General features: G+C 45.6%; 17 protein-coding genes. 6 read left to right on the top strand and 11 right to left on the bottom strand.

Going from position 1 to position 21,221, the window contains the following annotated elements:
• Positions 1–431: 431 nt before the first annotated feature.
• The 5 genes from CHU32_RS24450 to CHU32_RS24425 all read right to left on the bottom strand — a co-directional run bounded on the left by CHU32_RS24450 (position 432) and on the right by CHU32_RS24425 (position 4,983).
• Positions 432–2,822: an Ig-like domain-containing protein gene (locus CHU32_RS24450; protein ID WP_000694552.1), complete on the bottom strand. Its 2,391-nt coding sequence runs from the start codon at positions 2,820–2,822 to the stop codon at positions 432–434.
• Between the two features lie 401 nt (positions 2,823–3,223).
• Positions 3,224–3,475, bottom strand: coding sequence for a hypothetical protein (locus tag CHU32_RS24445; protein WP_000115760.1), 252 nt, complete (start codon positions 3,473–3,475; stop codon positions 3,224–3,226).
• A gap of 32 nt (positions 3,476–3,507) precedes the next feature.
• The gene (locus CHU32_RS24440; RefSeq protein ID WP_012477421.1) at positions 3,508–3,711 is read right to left on the bottom strand and encodes a hypothetical protein; all 204 of its coding nucleotides are present in this window, start codon (positions 3,709–3,711) and stop codon (positions 3,508–3,510) included.
• 221 nt (positions 3,712–3,932) lie between these two features.
• Positions 3,933–4,364, bottom strand: coding sequence for a hypothetical protein (locus CHU32_RS24430; protein ID WP_001251242.1), 432 nt, complete (start codon positions 4,362–4,364; stop codon positions 3,933–3,935).
• 103 nt (positions 4,365–4,467) lie between these two features.
• Entirely contained in the window at positions 4,468–4,983 is a 516-nt protein-coding gene (locus CHU32_RS24425; protein WP_012695482.1) for a hypothetical protein, read from the bottom strand.
• A gap of 331 nt (positions 4,984–5,314) precedes the next feature.
• On the opposite strand from CHU32_RS24425, the gene CHU32_RS24420 reads away from it, so the two are divergent.
• From CHU32_RS24420 to CHU32_RS24400, 5 genes are all read left to right on the top strand, one after another.
• Entirely contained in the window at positions 5,315–6,079 is a 765-nt protein-coding gene (locus tag CHU32_RS24420) for a hypothetical protein (RefSeq protein ID WP_000277498.1), read from the top strand.
• An 80-nt stretch (positions 6,080–6,159) separates the two neighbouring features.
• Positions 6,160–6,921, top strand: a complete 762-nt coding sequence (locus CHU32_RS24415) for a methyltransferase (protein WP_001447802.1) — start codon at positions 6,160–6,162, stop codon at positions 6,919–6,921.
• A gap of 93 nt (positions 6,922–7,014) precedes the next feature.
• On the top strand, positions 7,015–7,278 hold the full coding sequence (locus CHU32_RS24410; protein ID WP_000149862.1) for a hypothetical protein: 264 nt from the start codon (positions 7,015–7,017) through the stop codon (positions 7,276–7,278).
• A gap of 43 nt (positions 7,279–7,321) precedes the next feature.
• Positions 7,322–7,909: a hypothetical protein gene (locus CHU32_RS24405; RefSeq protein ID WP_000491820.1), complete on the top strand. Its 588-nt coding sequence runs from the start codon at positions 7,322–7,324 to the stop codon at positions 7,907–7,909.
• A gap of 464 nt (positions 7,910–8,373) precedes the next feature.
• Positions 8,374–10,794 (top strand): Ig-like domain-containing protein, encoded by a 2,421-nt coding sequence (locus CHU32_RS24400; protein ID WP_000681217.1) that lies wholly within the window; start codon positions 8,374–8,376, stop codon positions 10,792–10,794.
• 2,077 nt (positions 10,795–12,871) lie between these two features.
• On the opposite strand, the gene repHI2 is transcribed toward CHU32_RS24400, so the two are convergent.
• Positions 12,872–13,960 (bottom strand): IncHI-type plasmid replication initiator protein RepHI2, encoded by a 1,089-nt coding sequence (gene repHI2 / locus CHU32_RS24390; RefSeq protein ID WP_000159528.1) that lies wholly within the window; start codon positions 13,958–13,960, stop codon positions 12,872–12,874.
• Between the two features lie 1,107 nt (positions 13,961–15,067).
• Positions 15,068–17,524, bottom strand: coding sequence for an Ig-like domain-containing protein (locus CHU32_RS24385; protein WP_001232713.1), 2,457 nt, complete (start codon positions 17,522–17,524; stop codon positions 15,068–15,070).
• A gap of 372 nt (positions 17,525–17,896) precedes the next feature.
• Here CHU32_RS24385 and CHU32_RS24380 point away from each other — a divergent pair, with 372 nt between their 5' ends.
• A complete protein-coding gene (locus CHU32_RS24380; RefSeq protein WP_000966518.1) occupies positions 17,897–18,523 on the top strand; it encodes a hypothetical protein in 627 nt (208 codons plus the stop codon).
• A 57-nt stretch (positions 18,524–18,580) separates the two neighbouring features.
• Here the strand turns inward: CHU32_RS24380 and CHU32_RS24375 are convergent, their stop codons facing one another.
• Genes CHU32_RS24375 through CHU32_RS24365 form a run of 4 tightly spaced genes read right to left on the bottom strand, consistent with a single transcriptional unit; the run spans position 18,581 to position 21,217 of the window.
• Positions 18,581–18,862 carry a hypothetical protein gene (locus tag CHU32_RS24375; protein WP_000535423.1) on the bottom strand — a complete coding sequence of 94 codons (282 nt, stop codon included), beginning with the start codon at positions 18,860–18,862 and terminating at the stop codon, positions 18,581–18,583.
• A complete protein-coding gene (locus CHU32_RS24370; protein ID WP_001805248.1) occupies positions 18,849–19,292 on the bottom strand; it encodes a hypothetical protein in 444 nt (147 codons plus the stop codon). Before CHU32_RS24370 ends, CHU32_RS24375 begins: the two co-directional genes overlap by 14 nt.
• A 60-nt stretch (positions 19,293–19,352) precedes the next feature.
• Entirely contained in the window at positions 19,353–19,529 is a 177-nt protein-coding gene (locus CHU32_RS28345; protein WP_000070862.1) for a hypothetical protein, read from the bottom strand.
• The gene (locus CHU32_RS24365; protein WP_000096325.1) at positions 19,526–21,217 is read right to left on the bottom strand and encodes a DUF4942 domain-containing protein; all 1,692 of its coding nucleotides are present in this window, start codon (positions 21,215–21,217) and stop codon (positions 19,526–19,528) included. The genes CHU32_RS28345 and CHU32_RS24365 overlap by 4 nt, the downstream gene beginning before the upstream one ends.
• Positions 21,218–21,221 lie beyond the last annotated feature (4 nt).

Raw genomic sequence — 21,221 nt, 5'->3', positions numbered from 1 at the left:
TGTGATTCCTCCGGTTAGTTCTGGAGTAATCATGACAGAATGAATCTACTGGCTAATAACCTGAGAGTAAATATTTTAAAAAAACATTGAGAGAGGGGCTGCAAATTTATACACGAAGGATTCAAATATAATTTGTTTAAAAAATTAAGAGCATTCTGAAGTAAAATTGCATCAAAAAGCATTCATGGATAAATCATGTACTGGTGCCAGCGATTTAAACGAGGACATTGTTCCGGTGTAATTACACAGTTTAGCATCATAGATTATAACCAAAAGGAAGGAGTCCTTCCCGTCTCGGGAATATTACTTTCCCGTTTGCAGTTTAAGAGACACTTAATGAGAAAGTAATAATTAAGTCATGCTCAACTCTACATTTTACATTGAGGATGGCGTAACAGGGTACGGCATACTACCGTACCCTTGTGTAGGGTTTATGTTTGAGGGAATTCTATAGTAAATGTGGCCGTGCCAGATTGACCACTTACAGCGGGAGTAACGGGATATGTGCGCTCTTCACCATTACCAAGATCCAGTGACAGCGATTTAGTTTCACCAGGCTGGACCGTAACTCCGGCAACCGTAACGCCGAACTGGGCGTTTTTCTGAACAGTCAGGGTTCCGTTTAACTGTCCGGTAATGATAGAACCGTCCTGACGACGCAACACACTGGTTCGGATGATGGCCAGCGGCGTGTTGTCCGTTGCTTTCAGTGCTACGGCTGTGGCCAGCGTCTTGAGATTATCCAGCATAATCAGGTTAGCTGGCTGGTAGGTAAAATTAAGCGTTTTAGTGGTCCGGTTACCTGATTCGTCAATAGCCAGAGCCTCCAGATGATACATCTGTCCCGATTCGTCAGTATTGGGGAAGATTCTGGGGTATTCAGGAATAAAGACATCCTTGGATAGCGGCGTGAATGCAAGGGTGACCTTTTCAGAGTTAGGTCCACCAGCGAGCTGAAGCGATATCAGGGAAGCATCCCCAGAGGCATCAGTAACGCTTATGCGTAGGTTCTCAAGCCCTTTAACCAGTTTTCCTTCTGCGTCTGCGCCATTAAAGCTGAACGCAATAACCGGAAGCGTTGAGTCAATTTTCAGCGGTGCATTAAGCGTTTTGGTTCCTGTGTTTCCAACAAGATCCGTGGCAGACACGCTAACAACCGTATAATCCCCGTCCGGTAGACCAGCGTATGAGAAAGTGGCGTTTTTGGTTTTATAATCGCTTTCACTGACAGTCACAGGCTTCAGGGTGAAAGTTTCCCCCCGGGCATTTTTAAGGGTGGCTTCGAAAACTTTGGTATCCCAGTAGCTGATGTTCCAGGCGTTGACGCGATCATTATCGGTGGCCGTCATAGTGATTGTCTTGGAGGCCTTGTTTACCTGAGCGACATTAACCACCGGTGGGTTGTTATCCCAGATAACCGTAAAATTACCAGCAAGCGCATCGAATATGCTGTCACCATCTTTTCCCGAGTAAAGATGCAGATACTCAAATCCTTTGTCACTGGTGTAGTTGAAGTTAACCGTCATCTCGCATGAACTTTGTCCGACAGGAATAGTGCAGAACCAGGCTGCATTTTTTACCGTTCTGAACTTTTGCACGTATGGTCGGGGTTCTGCGGTTACCTTTATGCGGCTAATGGTGGCGGTTTTAACGCTGATTGAGGCCTGAGTTAACCACTCACTGGTATCACTCCGGTACATCTCTTTAGCCACTATCTTCGGGGCTATTTCCATCGCCGGGGCTGGAGTGAAGTTGAGGGAGTTATGATGAATTCGTCTTACTCCTCCCGCCAGAGTCTGAAATTCATGATAAGTATCCCCCACATTTGGATATATGTATTTGAAAGTATAGATATTATAAGTGCTATCGGACGTCTGGAAATTCGAGTCCGCCCAGCCATATTTGGAACCGTTAACAGCAGTAAAGTCACTTTTCTTCCTTAATACCCGTACGGAAATAGGGTTCTGGAAGACGGTCATGCCAGACTGATAGGAGACCCATGATCCGGTAGTGGCGTCCTGCACCTGGATGATATCGTCAGGCTTAACCCGATCAATTACGCTTCGGCGGCTTAGTTCGCTCCTGTTTCCCGCTTTGTCATAAAGGTAGATCCCCACTTTATATTCAGAGCGGTTTTCCGGTGCCAGGGCATTGCTGCTTGCGTCGGCGACTTGAACGGTTACGCTACCTTCCACTGTATTAATTTCCGCTGGCTTTTTACGCTCCACTCCAGCGGCATCGGTTATGAAATATTCAGCATTAGCAAGCCCGGAACCTTTATCACTCAGTCCATTAAAGACCAGTGCCTGGACGCTGGCGTACTGCATACCGGCTGGTACTGAAGTGAAGATCGCTTCGCTGCCAAAGTTCCACCCATTTCTCGTATAACTTATGGTACCCGTTGCCGGAGGCGTTCGGTCAATTGCAAGCGGGTAATCCTGCCGGGAGACCTCCTTCCCTTGCAAGTCGGTAATCACCTCTCTGAGGGTGAAGCTATCTTCTCCCATCGCTGGTACGGTCAGAGTCTTGCCGTAATAATCAAAGCCTGTCGAAGATGTGGTACGGTCATCAACGGTAACCAGGCTGCTTTTCGTGCTCCAGATGAGGCTCCCGTCACTTTTCAGCAGACTGAGCGTAATATAACGGTCCAGACCGGAAATAACGGCAACGTCAAAGCTCGTTACCGGATTAATCCATACGGATGCAGGCGATACGGTCTTTTTAACGTTCAGGGTATCTTTAAAGCTGAATTCTGCGATTTCAGCGGAAGCTCCTGCGCTGAAACCTGCAAATGCAATAAGCAGGGCTAGTTTGATTTTCATGGGTTGTCTCCTGATCAGGTTCCCCATGATACTTTTTCAGTGTTCGTGATCTTTTCGGGAAAATAGCTATTTTTGATGTTTTTCTTTTCTGCCCGGCGGGACTTTTTTGTTTACGTGAATGCAACAAAACCAGAAAAGTTACTTTTTGATAGGGTAAAATTAGGTTTCCCTAATTTCCAGAAGCAAGCGAAAGCAGAACTAGCTTAATAGCCATTAAGAACGCCATACCTATTGATAAATAACGCTCCTTACATTTAATGATTTGAGCATTTAAAAATGAATTAGCGAAAGAATTTTGGTTTGCTTTTTATTGCATGAGTAAAACAGTATTAATAATCCGGAGCCATTAGAACGTACTCTAAAGACTCCGGTATACAGATATCTTGCCAGTAAAAATGGCCTTACTCCTCATCATCCCCCAGCGCTTTTTTGATGGCGCGGCGGCGGGCTGCATCACCTACACGATATCCGACTGAATATACGTCATTCAACCGGCGCAGAATAAGATTTATTTCCTCATCCTGAATGTAGGCAGGTAAACACAGAACCACGTCGCCATCTTCATCATAGACTCGAACAACTTCCTTCTGCCCATCTCGCTCGCGAATAATCTGGACATGCTGAACCCTGGTGTATTCTGGGTTTACGCTCATTTTAAGTATCTCTCTGTAATTGTTGTTACCAGTTAGCTATAAGCCGGATAATTCTGGTATTCAGTGTTCTGCACAGCAATCGCCTGCTCGTGGATCATTGACACTGCCAGGCGGGCTTTAACTCGCTTGCTGGTGAGAAAACGCTTCACTTCTTTAAGTTCGCTGCCAGCCGACAGCATATTGAAGACATGCTGTTTGAGACTGTTGTTATTTTTGGCCACTTGTTTCTCCATCATCTTTGTACATGGTTATTTCAGGCTGGCCTGCCAGATCACACACGTTATCCATATGCTTTTGGACCCAGTCTGTTAGACCCAGACCTTCGGCCTTTGCCTGATTGACGTAACGCAGTTTACGTTCAGGGGTAACCCGCATCTGTAGTTGTGCCGTCGCTGGAACCGCCTCTTTCAGGGCGTTAAGGCCCCTCTGATCACGGGCCTGAATTGATGGTTTACCGCTAGGCATCTGATGTATCGCTCTCCCGGCGAGCGGTGGACAGCTCTATTTCTTTTGCGATAGCTTTATCTATGGCATCCAGCTGCATGGCAAACTTGATTTCAAGCGAACAGCGTAATGCCTTCAGGGCGCGTTCTTTGGTGCTGTATTGTGGTATGCCGTTCTGGCTACCATTCATGCCTCGCATGCGGCGGGAGGTTGCATCGACAACCTCTCCCTCTTCCCGTGTGCCGTGAACCGTAGTTCCGCTCCATGTCGGATAAACAGTGCCAGTGGCGGTGTTGAAGCTCCAGCCGTTTTGGTATTCCCCCGAGACCTCTGGTACGGGCATATCGCGTTCAACGCCATAGTCAGACCAGCGTAAAGCGCGGTTTATTCTGGCCTGTGCCACCAGCTCATCATACGCGGCTTGTTCTTTTTTATTCATCGCCATTTAGGGCAATCTCCTTAGAGGGGAATTAGGTGTTATATCGGTACGTAAGTGCTTTTCAGGCCTAATCTCTGACAAGGCCTGATGTGCCAGACTGCCGTTGCATTCACCGTTTTATGGCGGTTGACAGAGCCTCATTAAGAGCCGCAATTAGCTCAGGCGAAGTCGGCTCCAGATTTTTGGAAGCGTTCAGCAGCTCCTGAAGTGAAGAGATTTCCTTTGGCTCCACCTGGTTTGTTTCAGGTGCCGTTTTTTGCACTTCATCCAGTGTACGCTGTGCACCGTTATCCAGCACCAGCACCCCCCCGGCACGAATTTCTGAAATGGTGCGCAACGTATACATCAATTTATCCCAGACACGGCTACCAACCTCGAACCCGGAATCAGCTACTTTTTCTTCATTATGCTTTTGAAAAATTTCTTCTAACCAAGTGGTGAAGCGCTTTCCAAAAGTATTGGCGGCTAAAGAAGTGCAGGAATAAACCTGTTCAACCTGTTTTGTTCCATTTTTATCAGTGAATGTAATGAGACCGATTCGGCCACTGTTAACAGTGTAAAAGCGAGGTTGAAAGCCAGCTTTGAGAAGGTTTTCAATAGCTGAAAAAAAATCTTTTTTGAGCATCGGTTTCAAAATGGTTTTCCTTTTATGCCCGGTGCCGCCGGGGCGGTGGCGTTAAATATACGCCATGTAAGTAAATTAATTTATACCCATTTGATTGTCAATACAAACAAAAAAACAAACCATGTTTATTATTTTATCAACGATGCTATTTTAAAGTCCGTCTAAAATAAAAAACCAAAAAGTTAAATTTGAAGCCGTCCTTCCTAAATTCATTTCTTGCGCATATTAGCACCCTGCTTTAAGTAAATAATTTTTGAAAAAGTTGTCTGGAGGTTATTAGCTCGTGCATCTGGATTGGTAATATAAAGCCAACACAGAAAAGGAAAACAAAATGTATAAATTAGTATCTCCTCGTGAACTGACTGAGATTATTACCGGTTTACTGCTTAAACCTGAACTCCTTGGTGAGCTGGACTCACCAGAAAAGCATCGGATGTTTATGGCAGATTTAGGCCGCGTGGTGGCCGAACATTGTGGAGGTCTGGTAAACAGCGTCGTCTTGCCAGGAACAGAAGTTACAGTGTCGGATGGGTTACCGCTTAATGGCCAGCCGGTACGTTATCTCGGAATCAAAGAGAACATCCCTCACCTCCTTGTAGAGCCTGATGCTTCCTTACCTTCGCTCGCTAAAAACGTCTGGATGTATGCAGATCCTGAAGGCTGGAAAGAACATTTTGGAGCTGAGGAAGACTGCCTTACTCCTGAAATGATGCAGCTGTTCCGTAAAGGTATCCAGGCTCTTCAGAAAGAGCATGACACCCCTGAAATTAGCCTCACACTTCAGGACTGGCGCCTGGAGGAGGAAACACTGCCAGAAGAGGACAGTCAGGCCTATCAGGTCAGCGTTACCGGCCAACATAACATCCACTGTGAAGTTGTTAACAAGGAAGGTAACCCCTGTTTTGGTGTCATGTTCGAAATCGATCAGGGTGTGCCTGCCTTACACATCAACACCGGCGGGGATATGTTGCTCCACATTCATTGCGCCCATAACGGACTCGTTCTGACCCCTGATGCAAGCGGTCAGCGATTTGATAAGGCTCCCGTTGACCGCTTCTCTTATAACAGCCCATCCCTGCTGTTGTCTGCCGACTAACCAAGGCCAAATCTGAATTGTCCCGTTTAAGTAACCAACCCGCTGCCGCCAGGCGGGTAAATCCTCTTAATGGAGTTTTAATGCAAATCTCAACTGAAGTTCTGAACGTCTTATCTCGCTGCCGTGCTGAAGGGAACTTTCTTTTCCTGGCCGACCAGCTCGACCGCAGCATTTATGTTAAGACAAACAAAGTGCTCGAAGCCGCCGGTGGCAAATGGAACCGAAAAGAGCAGGCACATATTTTTACGGCGGATGCAGCTGAGCGTATCGAGCAAATCATTCTGACAGGTTCGGTTGACATCCCACGAGATCTGTTCAATTTCTTCCCTACACCTGAGAATTTAGTCACAGATATGGTTCTACGCGCTGAACCAGCTGCCGGGGAGCGTGTACTGGAGCCAGAGTTTGGTGATGGCCGCATTCTGAAAGCCTTAAAACTGGCGGCTCCGGATGCATTGATTACCGGGATCGAATTGAACGATGAGCGATTCCTTGCAGTGAAGAACGATAGTGTCCTTAGCACAGGAGTCGAGCTGGTGCATACCGACTTTCTTGGGTACCAGCCCGATGAAACTTTTGATGTTATCGTTATGAATCCACCATTCCTTAAACGCTCTGACGTTAAACATGTCATGCATGCCATCGCAATGCTCGCTAAGCGAGGTCGCTTACAGGCCATTCTGTCAGCTGGGGTATTGTTCCGGGAAGACACACTGACAAAAGCGCTCAGGGAGCGAGTCAAACAACTTGGCGGACAAATTTCGCCTCTTCCGGATGATACATTTAGGGAGTCCGGAACAAAGGTCAAAACAGCCCGCCTTGAAATTGATCTTCGCCGCTAACTGACAAGCAACCGGAAAGAAATCTTAATACGAGTAGCCGGTTAAAGTTACCTGACCGGCTTAACTGACTAAATCAATAAAGAGTGAACAGAAATGACGCATACTGCCGTTTCTCAGGCTAATAGTGCTTTGCAGCTACCCACGGTGGAGCATGTCTACGCTCTTCTGAAAGCAAATTGTAAACCTGACCGCTTTGACGGGCGTGACGGACCCGTGTGGGGCCAGGAATACTCGTGGAATCTGGCAAAAGATCGCTTACAGGATCTGGAGAAATACGGTAAGGCATATGTCTCCCGTCATGAAGACCGTATGGGGGAAGGATTTAGTTTTGGTCCTGACCTGTTAATTATTCGCTAACGCTCCTAATGCCTGATGATATGGTAAGCACAACTGGAAAAATATGTTTTCAAAGCCTATGACCACTTTCACACCAGAACGTATTGAACAAATTTTGGAATTTGCCGAGGGTAGTAACCCAAGCGAAGCAATGAGTCTCAGAGCTGACGAAGTTGCTGTACTGGCACGTATTGGAAAGGCAGTTATGTCGATTGCGCCTGTTTATCAGTGCGAGTTTTGCCACCATGACGCAACCGGGCAACTTCAGTGGCACTGGGAAGATGTGAACAAAGCTTTTTATGATAAATACGATCCAGACAGACGCGGAAGACGTCGAATCCTCTATACCGCCCCGCCGATGCCTTTAGTTTCGGCTGACCTGCTTAACATGGCTTCATCTGCTATTGAAGACTTGCTCACTAACAAAGACAGAAGTGGTGCGGGAATGTGGAATGACATTCCAGAACAGCTACGACGCGCAGCAGAACTGGTAATGGATAATAGCCGGGCCGCTGAAACAGAAGCGATGCTGATGCGTCTTTATGTAGAATGTGACACAGGTGAGCGCAGGGGCAACGGCACTCAATCTGGCGTAGCAATGCCTTCTTGGCAAACCGTTGAAGAGGCACGTGTGTTGCTAGGGGTGAAATGATGCAGTTCTCGCCAGGGCAGTTTGTAATTCACAACAAGAAGCGCCTTGCGGAACGAAGGTAGACGTACTGACTGAGGTTCACTCCCCTCTCGACTGGTGGCGTAATGCCGCCAGGTTTTGATTCATATATGCCGTCCGTTAACGCATTTATATCTGACATACCTAATTTATCCTGATTCTTTTTTACATAAAGTAAAAGCATCACTTAATGCGATATGTGGATGCCGATAGTTTCAGGCTAATGTTATAAGTTTTGCAATCGTTGCCAGTTTGGACACCACAGAAATGTCAGATGTAATTCCAAAAAGAAAGATTTCCGTCCTGAACGCACAATAAGGTTTGTCGAAAGGCAAATTATAGATTTGTAATTTCGAGCACCATATGGAGAAGTTTTTTATACTTTTACGAACATAGTGACCTTTAGGAAAAGCTTAAAATAACACCAAACCTAAAGGGGAATAAGAATGAAACATCTCGCTTTTATTACTGCTGTAGCCGGACTCGGTATGTCTGTTCAGGCCCCAGCTCAGATATATGAATCGGCCTTTAAAGACACGAACGGTATTGAGATCCACGCCCCGTCTTCTCGTCTTATGCTTAATCCGGCATCACCGGTAACTTTGACACTTATTTCAGGTCTTGATCGTTTCGTTAATGTCAAAGTCACGAAAGACACTGGAACTGTCATTCTTAATACTACGACTACACGGACGGGTGTATCAGACCGACTAACAGCTGCTGACGGTAGTGAGTTCTACGGCAAAAAAGTAACTTTGCCTGCTTTGGGTGAAGGCAAATTTGTCGTTCAGATAAACGTGTTAGATCTCAATCAGAAGCCTGTAGCGACCTATAACTATAACTGGCTAATTGATGTCACCCCTCCAGCGGCAAATGCTCTTACCGCTAATACTGGTTCTGGCTCTACCGCTGGTGACGTGTGGAAGCTTGGATTAGAGGCAACGGGGCAGTATGACTTCACCTCTTCGGGCGTAAGTGATGCAAATGGTATTGATAAGGGCCTAATATATATTTACAGGCAGGACGGTAGCCTCTACAGCACTACACAGATGCAGTATGACGTATCCGGCCAAAAGATGTACCACACTTACTCTAAGAATTCAGTTAAGGGAACCGGAATACCAGACAGCAACCTGGATGAAGACTTTACTGCAAAAGTTGTTATCTTCGATAACGCAGGTAATAGCCGAACGCTGCCAACTCAAAAATTTCGCTACGACAACACGCTGGGTGAGATGACACTGTGGGCCGTTCATGATCCAAATACGTCTTCCAGCGTCGTACCCGGGGTTTCTAATTATCCGGCTTACAAAGCCGGTATGGTCGTTAACGAAAACCCTATTCGATTAGTCTACCGGATCCCAAAATCTAACTACCGTGCTTATTCAGAAGGTGGGCTTCAGTTCATCAATCAATATTCCGCCCCCAAAGAGATAGCTGTAGACAGCACTTATGCTTATGTTGAAATGACTCTTCCCTATGGCTCAATTAATGGGGATATGGCTCGTATGGCGAACTTTGGCCAGTGGGGAGGGTATTATCCGTCATACAGCCTCGTTCTAAACCCATCTGCAAACCAAACGCCTGCATTTGCGGGTACCTGGGTAGATTTCCTCGATGACAAGGGGAACTGGGTTAAGTGGAAGGATTTTGAGAGTGTGGCTTCATCACGACTGCCAATTAAAATTTCCCGACTTCGTTTTAACGTTGAAGCCCGGCCCTTTGCACAAGAGATCGGCGGTAAGGCGACCTGCACCATTCCGGCAGGAAAAACCTCGTGTGAAGCGCCTGAGACGTTTGATATGGCCTTGGGTACCCAGGGCTACAATAGGATCCTTTACTTCGTTCGCAGCATCAGCAATCCCATTTTGCGGTCTGAGCAATGGATTATGACACGCTGGAACAATAAACAACTGCCGGTAATAAACTCGATATCATATGACGAGACTAACAAGCAGCTGGATGTACTGGCGTCACTTGAAGGCGATGGTAACTGGTTCGACTCGGTCTCATTGAGGGAATTTTATCTTTCCGATAAGAACACCGGTACCCGGATGTCACCCACAGGCGTAATCAAATCTCGTATCTCAGGTAACTACACGATTGCTTATGATTTATCCCGTCAGTCTGAAGGAAAATACAACGTTGAGGTCAACATCAGGGACTTCTTCCAGAACCAGACCAATAAAACTTTCGGAGAAATTGCTCTGGATAACACTCCTCCGACAGTGGCCATAACATTCGACGGAAAGCCGGTAAAAGACGATACGGTAGTGTACGGCCTGGAGAACCTCAGGATCGCTCTGGCAGATAATCTGACAACCCCGAGGATAACCCGTCTTCAGCTCGTAGGTGGCCCCACAGCTGATAACGTTGAGCTTACGTGGTCACCGGCAGGCAAAGATACATACATGCCTGAGTATCCGAGGCTGTTCCCAAATTTCGAACCATCTGAAAATTATTCAATTAGCGTAACAGTTGCCGATAGTCAGTCGAATACCAAAACCTATACTCAGAAGTTCAGTTATCTACCGAATAACCTTGTGCAGTTACATAATCTACGCACATTATCGGTCAGTTCGCCTCTCAAAACGACAGATGGCGTACCCCTTGCGTACCTGTCCACTAACGTTCTGCGTAAGACAAATGGAGAAATTGCTAAAGGGGTCCAGAACGCAACGCTGACTGTGCGGAAGGATGCAGCCTTCGGTATTAAATTTAACGGGGCACAGGCGGCTCCAGGTGAGTCAGTTGAGGTGCAAATAGATATGGGCCAGGGGGATAATCTTCTGTTACCCGTTTATCCTTCCGAAAATGGGAAAGTTGGCACCTCAGAATTCATGATTCAGATCGACGAGTTGAAGTAACTACCCGGAGCCGACAGTAAAACTGACGGCTTCAATTTTACTGCCCTCCTTGACTCCGATCAGCCAGTACGTCTTCAGAGATTCGCAAGGAAGAACCGAAAGAAAAGTTACTTTAATCGTACGTTTCCAGCGATGCTTTTAAAAGACAATGCACACTCGTTGATTACGACAATGGGAGTGAGTGTCGAAACCCTTGAGTAAGGATACCCGGTAAATATACAGCCCCGGGGATCCTCTTCCTTCAACCGGGGATGACAACGGTAGTGAGTCCGGCAACTCACTCCCGTTGTCACTTCTCTGACATATCGTCATACGAGCTTACTCAAGTGCATCCACAAAGATGGGATCGTTTTGAATCTAAACTGGTACTGGTTAGCCAGTCACTTGCATCTATTCCCCCGTCGATACTTAAGTGACAATTGTAGTGATCTGCAATACTGGTGTCTCAGAAACACTGACGACGGTAGAGACTCAATACCCTAACCCCTGACAACAGGAGTGAGCTTAGAGGTGTTACGCTGCTGTCACTTAATGCTTGGGAATTGCCTGACTCACAACCATTGTCATCCGGAGCTACTGATTAACGTTGAACCGCTGGACTTTAATGACAGTGGTAGTGATGGATAGGCTCATTTCCATTGTCGTCATTTTATCGGACAAGCCTCTTCGTCCTACAGGTTTAAGCTGACAATGGTAGTGATTGGATGATCTCACTACTGTTGTCACTCAGTTCTTTGAGCGGACCCTTCCCTCGGTTGGTCGGCATTAACAACGGTAGTGACTCGATTGGCTCACTGCCATTGTCATCGTGTAAATGACGTACCTTATCAGCTCAGCTGAAAGCAATGACAACGGAAGTGACTCTAATTGCTCACTGCCATTGTCGTCGTGTCTATTGAGAGCCTTATCAGTGCACCTGAAAAGCAATGACAACGGTAGTGATTCTAATGGCTCACTACCGTTGTCACCGTGTGTATTGAGAGGATGGTCCACTTAACTGGACGTCTATGACAATGGTAGTGACTTTAATAGCTCACTACCATTGTCGGCGTGTGAATTGAGAGGATGATCAGCTCAGCTGTACGGCCATGACAATAGTAATGACTTAATGAGCTCACTACCGTTGTCACCCTGTTAATTAAGAGGCTCATCTGCTCTTCTGGAAGGCTATGACAACGGAAGTGACTTGCTGGGCTCAGTGCCATTGTCGCCGTATGAATTGAGAGGATCATCCGCTCTTCTGGATGGCAATGACAACGGTAATGACTTAATAGGCTCACTACCGTTGTCATCCTGTAAGTTAAGAGGTTGATCTGCTCAACGGGACGACTATGACAACGGTAGTGACTTGCTGGGCTCACTACCATTGTCACCCTGTGAATTGAGAGGTAGATCCGCTTAACCAGACGTCCATGACAACGGTAGTGACTTTCTGGGCTCAATACCGTTGTCACCCTGTGATTTAAGAGGTTGACCCGCTCTACTGGACGGCCATGACAACGGTAGTCACTTTCTGGGCTCACTACCGTTGTCGCCACATAGAATGAGAGGAGCATCAGCTCAGCTGAACGGCAATGACTACAGTAATGAGCTGGATGAAGCATAACCATTGACATCTGGCCCAACCGGAAGCCGTATTCGCCAATCCAATCGAGATTCACAATGGCCGTGACTCGCCGCATTAAGTTCCGGTGTCCTCCCAAAGCTGAACGCACACTCGGAGGACAATGACAATGCCAGTAAGGTACACATCATTACCATTGTCACTATAGCTACCAGAGAAGCCGGGATTTGAATGTCGATGGTAGTGAGTGGGTCAACTCACTGCCATTGTCACCCCGTTACGATATTTTCCGTTGGATGTACTGGCCAATGAAGTAAAGCGTAGAAACCGGGTGTTAACAGGTGACTCAGGAGAAAGCGTTGAATTCGCAATCTCGATCTACATAGGGTGGTAGAGAACAATGACAACGGTAATGACTTTTGACTCATTACCGTTGACGTGAAAGAGCGGGCTGGGACTAACGAAAATCGAAGAAGTAATTTAGCACCCGGAGCCTGAACCGCCGGGTTAACTTTAGCTGGCGTTGCTGTTCTTTTTCTGGCTTCGAAGACTACGAATATAGCGCAGTTCTTCAGCGGTTAAATCATGGACGGTAAGAACATCATCGCCGTCTATCGGGTCAGCTGGTGGGCATAACTCACCTTCTAAAACAGAAGACCCTGAGTTCTCTTCTTCATCTTCAACCACTTCTAAAGGAGGCTGAGTATTGTTCAAATTCAGATCGGGATCCCGCTTATGAATCTGGAAGTATACTTTTCCGTCTTTCTTAATTTCGGTGTACTGGAGGTATCCTATCGATGCCAACTCTTCAAGAGCCTTTCTCACGGTAGCATTCTGACTATTTGCTCGTGTTTTGAGGTTCAGACGATTTTTCAGCCGAGTAAGGGATATCGGTATAGGATTTGGCGGTAATGACTCTATGAACGTATAGAGAGCCTGGGCGCTTTCCTTCTTGGCCAACTCCTTAATTGCCTTCAGCTGCATCAAAACCTTATGATCGTATTGATAGAGCTCGAAAATCTTAGGATCAACCTGAAGGACAACCTGATCTGATTCCGGGTCTAACAGGGCAGACTGTACCAGATGCGTTGTATAGACTTTGGACGAGTTATTACTGGTGAACGACAAGGTAACGGATGCTAACCTGCGTAAGGAGGCGTCTATACGTTTTCTGGACGCTGTAGATGAGCGATAATTTTCAGGCGTACATAGCTTGAGGAATTCAGTGAATTTTAAGCTTATCGTGTCATTGTTAATCGGATGATTGGCATAGGTTCGAATGATGCCCATCCACGTCTTAAAATCTACTGACATATCAAGACGCTCACCGACAATTGAAATATTGGTGAACCCCTCGCTCTCCATTAAAGAGAGCGTCTGTAACTCTTTCGTTGCGTCAAAGCCAACCGTTTTATATTCCCGATTTTGACGCCCCACACTCTTTGGTGATGGGACGAACAGCCCGAGCCGCATCAAAGCAATAGACTGCACCGTACGGTTGCTGTTAGGACGCAAAATGATGTCTTTACCTGATTCTTTCTCTCTAACAGAGAAAGCCCTGGTGACCAGGTCCTGCTGCTCAGTATCTTTCTCTTTAGTCATAATAAGTTATCACTGAATGTGTAAACAGATTGGTGAATAGTAAGCCCCAGCGAACTCTATGTCACTGGATGGATCATTGTGATGATCCATATCTGTGCATAAGTTCTACCTAAAAACACGACTCCACTCATTAAAACTTGGCAAAAACTCTTTGCATACAATGACCTGCAACTCTTATCAACAACGGATCAGATCAAGTTAAAAAGATCTAATGAAAAGTCACTACTATTGTCGCTCTGATCACTACTGATGTCAAAAAACTCATTACCAACGTTATAATAATCACTACCAATGTCAAAATAATCACTACTGTTGTCACTGATCACGTCTCAGGCCTTGTGCCGTCTGGCCTGGAGGCAGCGGGGATCTCTTTTGATCTATCAGGAACACTAAGGTACTAATTATTGGAACTACCTTGTGGAAAATGGGGATAAATAAATGCTTAGTTCTTATACAGGTCTCAACTTGCCTCCCTGATAAAAACTGTCGTCAAAGCTAAATCACAGCCACAGGCATTTTCGGTGGATAAATTTTTGAGAAATAGAAGCATACATGCAGACTCGTGTCGCAAGTAATTGAAAGTAATAATTTATTTAAATAATGCGAGTCACCTTACCTTACAGTGGAAGTTTAAGTCTAACCTCACTACCATTGTCACTTAAAATCATTACCAACGTCGAAATAGTCTCTACCATTGTCTTTTAAGTCACTCCCGTTGTCACTTATGTCGCTACTGTTGTCAGTGACAATGCTCCAGCCCAGTAACCATGCGGCCTACAGCGTACCGGGATCTTCTTTGTACTCTCTGGCACCTTTGGGATCATTTATTGGATCTACATGAGGGATAAAATCTTTTGACGATTTCGTAGTGCAGTTATACCAGCGACTTAGCAAGACAAAAGCTGCAATTTAGTGACGAGTTACTAGTCTGCCCAACAAGAGCAATGCAGAGAAGATATGTGGTGAAATGACCATGGTAGTGAGTCTAATCACTACCATGGTCCGCAGTAAGCGTTACTTACGCAATGAACGTCGGACTGATTTGCAACAACATGGGCTACGGCGCATCAGAAGACGGCCGTTGTGCTTCAGCAAAACAGCCCTGCTTTATTTTAATTCTTCAATGTTAATCATGAACTCAGATCTGCCTGTAAGGCCGGATACAGCAGGGAAAATAGGAAAGCTACGGCTGTCCCCGAGCCCCAAATCCAGTTGAAGCTCTTTGCTTTCACCTGGCATCGCAGAAACACCATTTACAGTCACGCCGAATGCAGCGTCCTTACGGACAGTAAGCACTGCGTCCTGAAGCCCTGTAGCGATTGAACCATCCTTTTTACGCAGCTGGCTGGCATACAGAACAGCCAGAGGAGTATTGTCAGATGTTTTGAGAGAAGCATTGACAGCTAAGGTTTTCAGATTCTCTAGCCTGACGAGATTGTTTGGAAGGTAGTTAAATTCGACTGAGCTTTCTTTAACGTTGTTCATCTCATCTTTGGCCTGAACTGTGAGAGTGTATGTTTCGCCTTCATTAAGAGACGGAAAGATCTTGGGATAATTAGGTGCATACAGGTTGTTTCCCAGATTCACCCAAGACAATTCCACCGCATCAGAAACAGGGCCACCGCGAAGAGTCATACGGCTTAAGGATGGTTTAGTTAGAGCATCGGTGAGCTGTATACGGACGTTCTCCAGCCCATATACTGTTACGTTTTTGCTGATCGGTTTTCCTTCGTAGCTAATACTTACAGATGGTGCTGTATTATCAACGACAACAGTTTGATAAGGGAGGTTACCGGTATTGTTGAATGTATCTTGGGCATTAATTACCACGTTATAACTGCCTTCTGGTACCTCTTTCATGTTGAACTCATACGTGTAGTTCCCAGACGCCATATTTCTACCTGTTTGTTTGCCGGTTACGCTTATTTCTGCGTTGTTACGGTTTTTATCTGACAACCAAACTCGATTTACATAAACATGGTCGAAATATGAACCATCTCCAGGTTGATTCACGTAAACCTGGAGAATGTTGGTGGTTTCAATGTAATCAAATCCAGTGACGGAGGGACCCAGTGTATGCCAGGCTATATTCTCCCATATAGGGGCAAAGAAGGTTGCTTCGGTGGTTGACCTTACTTCATAGCCACTATGAAGATAGCCGGTAGTGCCATTTATAATATCCTGGGGCAAAGAGACGGTACAGGTTGTTGAGCCAGCTGGAATACTGCATGTTGCTCCGCCAGTGATTTTTTGATCATATGGCCTAGCCTGTACATTGAACCGGATATTAGTAAGTTTTATAGGCATATCAGATGCCTTGAACAGGTTCCAGTTTACGCTGTTGAACCATGTTCCATCAGCCTTTTGTCGTTCTATGGGTGAACTTCCCCAAGCCGGACTCTTTACAGAGGCAGGATCCCAGTTGAGCCAGCTGGCATACTGACCAAGATCTCCTCCAGACCATTGATATGTATTCACAGGTCTATAGTAGTTTCCATCTAAGGCACCCTGTGGCAGCTTAACTTCCACGTAGACATAGGTGGCATCTTCGGAAAGGACCTGTACTCCGCCATAGTTATTGGTAATGCTCATGCCACCATTTCGATATGGCTTCCAGTTAGTTCTTGGGATACGTATAACCAACTTGTAGGGGTTTTCCAGCACTGTAAGGCCTCGTTTAAACGGGACGTATCCCGAAGAAATGCCGGGTACAACACTGGTGCTTACACGTGAGTCATGAACTGCAAATGGCGTAAATTCTCCCATTTGATCGTCATATAAAAACCGCTGGGGAGGAATGTTAAGCGTATTTCCTGCCAGGTCCGTAACGATGAAATTGAAGGTGAATTCTTCATCAAGATCACTTGAGGGCATGCCAGCCTGGGTGTTCATATCTTTAATCCACGGATAGAACGCACGTTTATTGGCTGTGTCATAACTCAGGTTATTGTCGGAGACCACAGAACCATTACTTCGTTTAATGACAAGACGGATCTTGGCAATTCCACTAGCATCCTCAATACCGTCTGCAAATATAGAAAACTGGCCACTACCGCCTCGGCCCAACTCCCAAAGTGGCCCAGAAAGTACCATGTCGTAACCTGCGTTTTGACTCGGATAAATACTCTTATAGCGTGGAGGAGTTGTATCAACGATGAAATGATAAGTAGATGTGCTCACTACAGTCTGGCGAATATCCAGAGTTTCATTGACTACAGTAAAGGTCCCTTCTCCGAGCGCCGGTAGAACCATATCCTTTCCATAGTATTCTGTTCCATCGGCAGCAACGATACGATCTGCAACGCTCGTTTTGGTCGAGACGGAGGAATACATAACCTTTTTATCGCTGTCTCGTGTGACCGTCACTCGCTCGTACCGATCAAGACCCGATATCAAGTTCAGAGTCAAAACACCAGCGGGATTAAGATATGTTTGTGTTGCAGGCTTAATATTCCGAACAGCCTTATTGGTATCTGTAAATGAGTAGCTAAATACCTGAGCATGTGCCGAAGATACAGTAGCAAGGGCAGTTGCAACCATGCAGCCAATTAGAGTTTTACGCATATGATGCTCCGGGAATAGGTTATAGCCTTATTCTACGGATTCAGCCTACAAGGTCCGGTCGGATAAAGTGATAATTTGCCTGTTAAAAGAGACATCAAGTGAGAAAGCAACCAACGTACAGAATGCAAAATGGCGGCAGTGCATCTGGATGACGCAAAAGTAACTTTTTGTACCCACTTTTTTGGATTTTAGCCTTCAAAATGAGTATTCAACCAATCATAAAAGTAACTTTTGATAGACGCTGCTCCTTTATGTTTGCCAATTGTGCTGATATGTTTTTAAATTCAAGGAAGCGAGATTTTAAAAGCATCTGTTGAGTCAAATTTATGTAAAATAACAGGGTAACCATCACTTCTAGGTTGAGGAAACCCAATGTTATACATGCTCTTATGCTGTTTTCTGATGCTCAACAGTACATTCGTTATGTTCAGAGCAATGTCTGCAATAAGTAAAGGATCCGCTAAAGAAAACCGGTCTGAAATATCGCTGATAGTCCTAGCAACACTTGGAATTGCATCACCATTCATTGTCGCAATGATTACTATTAATGAAAGTATGACATCTAAAACAGTAACAGATTTTTCTTTGGGTGCTCAGTGGTCCGGAATGGTTTCAGCGGTAGCGCTAATGGGGTTATATGCTCGACGCGTTTGGAAAGAGAAGAAGTCCTTATTTACTGGCGCTTTCCTGGCCTCTTCCTTAATGGCCTTTATTTTTACTGACAGCCTTGTTTTCGTATCCCAGAAGGACACCGGCGTTCTGGCTACTTTCGTACTCGATAAAAACGCTGGAGATATTGATTGTAGTCGCCCGGCTATGATTGTCCATTACAGTAAAGGTGTTCCAACGGACTGGCGTTGCCCAACCAGTATCATGTTGATGGCGTATTCTTCATATCCTTTTTTACCTTGGCCTGAGTATAGCCATGGTACCAGCCAGTCTCTTACGGTTGTTATTGATACATTTATGGAAAACGCTGTTAATCTCAGTCAAAAATAATAAATAAACCTCTCTAGTGAGAGGTTTTATAAACCTGAGCCACCAATCTAATTAACTCTATATTTTTGTTTTAGCTTTTTTAAAGGTAGACTTACCGAATAAAACAGCAATTATAGAGCAAAGGCCTGGCGTTAGGACAAAAGCTAATAATGCACTGCCAAAACTTGTCATTTCAGGCACCACGAACCAGCTGATAGGCCACGTCAGGGCAGGTAAATTTAGCGGATCATAAAGCGCATGTAGAGCGCTTAACACACAGTAAAGTGCTAAAAAGCAAACTAGATAAACAACGATCCACATTTTAATTTGCTCAGCAATTTCAAATTTAGGACTGCCCATGCTTTACCTCAGTGGCTGAATATTGATGGTTAATATCTTTAATCACCCGTAAGCACTTAGTGCATACCTTAGTTCGATTTGTCTGCTTGTCCAGAGTGTATTTAACTTCAAGTTGACCTCCAGCATTAAGCAAAGTGAGCATCTCATCTTCTAACACGCTTCGGTAAATGGTCTTGTCCGAGAGTGTGCCCGGTAACGAGTACTCAACATAATTGTTTGAAACTCTTACCGATTTAGGGATTTTACCACTGAGCTGGATTTCATTCGTTGAAGGCATTACAGTTACTTTAATCACAGTTGCCGGTGACCAGAAATCCTGATAACGCACTTTATGAATTTTATCAGCTCTAAGGCCTAACCACACATTTCCGGCGATAAGAACAATAAGCAATCCATAAACTGATCGTCGAATGTTACGCCTTTTAATCACAATGTCCCCCATCCCTCAAATATCATTCTAAATAACTGCACCAGGATATCATGAGCGTAATTAAAAGAATTCTTCATAACCGGGGTTTTCAGTTGAGTTTGCGGACTCTTTACTTTGCGGTTTCTCGCCCTCTATTTGAGTATCCCTGACAGGTTTGGATTTACCCATGCTCCTCTGAAAGGTATCCATAACAAACTCAATATCTTCTTCTGGCAGGCTGGTGGGTTGGTTGCTCATAGGACTTCCTCTTGTTGAATACGTTCGGCGTACAGGATGCGAACCGAAACGGTCGTGTTTTCAAACTCGTTCTCAAAAACGTCCATCCATTCCGTCCGGAATTCTTCCCCCAGAAGGTTATCGAGCCCCTGAAGAGATAATGGAAGAACGGCTGCTAGAGATCCCCCGGCTGCGAGATGAGATGCAGCTGCCTGGAGATGCAGCCTGGCCCGGTTATCGGCAAAAGGTGGGTTCATCACGACATAATCAAACTTCTTCTGTTGATTAGACTTAGACCATGTGAGGAAGTCAGCTTCTGTCGTATCGTATCCCTTAGCCCGGGAGATAAGGCAATTCAAAGTATCAAGCTCGATGCCAGTAACGATCACACCGGCAGGGAATGATTTAAGCAAATCCGCATGGCCAATATTAGGCTCCAGGAGGGTATCCCCTTCCCCTGCACCGAGCAGGGAATATACATATTCGCTGATTCGGCAAGATGAAGGGTAAAACTGATGCGATACAATATCAGGCATCTCCCCTATCTGGCCGATGTAACGAATAACCTCACACGGATCATAGGAAAATGTCACATCGTATTTTGTTACTGTTGCCCCTAAGAACCGAAGGGTGTCAGCGGCAACACTCGAAGATTTGCGTTCGGCGAGAGACCCTAAAGATGTCCAGCAACTCCATTTATTGTCCCCGTCATTTTTAAACATTAGTTCAGAAAGCTGCATCCGGGTATCAAAGTCGATGCACTGCTTAAGTACAGGGAATGCCTCCAAAGATTTCTTGCTATGAGCCATGCGGTCGGCAGGTAATGCCAGCGGTACGATAGCTGATAAAATATTGTTAAGCCGCTCGGCGATATCAGGGTGGACGTCAATATGCATTGATCCATTTTTGTAAACCCTGAAACGAATACTGTTGCCATCGATGCAGATCCATTTTCTGAACCCCTCATGTTCGACCAACGCCTCAACCAATGATTTGGTGTTATGGATCGCCTTCACCTGTTCGCCACGGAAGAATGCGCATATAACGCGGAGCTCGCTCAGTGGTGAAATGCCAGACTCTTTAAAATCCACCCTTAATTTCTGCCAGGGGTATTTAGACGGCTCGCAAACTCCGGTAGTGATCATGCGGGTGGAGAACCCAAAAGCTTTGTTTGTCTTATGACTGCGGCTCAGAGACTGGAAGACGTCGTAAACCCTTTCTTTAATAAATTGATTGCGGTCATTAAGCAAAGCAACGACTGTGCCTACTACAGCGTCAGCTGTGAAATCAGGGATCACCTGAGGCGGCATAATATAGCGGTCGGCCGTAAACTGCTTATCCCATTCGTTACGTTTGGCATCCGACATGATAGGCAAAACATCAGTGAGTGCCATAACGCGTTTCCAGTATTCAGATCTCAGAGCGTTTTCCGCGAACAAGGCATCCGCTTCAGAGATACTGTGGTTGTAGCCTGAGAGATAAGAATAAAGTTTCTGGTGATTGTGGGTTTTGAACTGGACAGCCATGTGTTTCAACAAGCAGAGTTCATCATTATAGGACTCAACAAGATCCGCGATAATGCCGAGCTCTTTGCGCATATCTGGAAGAAATGTTTCAGAAGAGCTAACCACCAGGCTATGAGAGGTTGTTAAAGCCAGTACGCTGTGACCTGCATTATCGGGTTTAGCTTCAGAATCAAGAGATGACATTTTA

Origin of the sequence: Superficieibacter electus, assembly GCF_002915575.1 — a bacterium.
Lineage (GTDB): Bacteria > Pseudomonadota > Gammaproteobacteria > Enterobacterales > Enterobacteriaceae > Superficieibacter > Superficieibacter electus.
The sequence above is the reverse complement of the archived record's forward strand: the minus strand, read 5'-3'. Positions and strand labels throughout refer to the sequence as shown.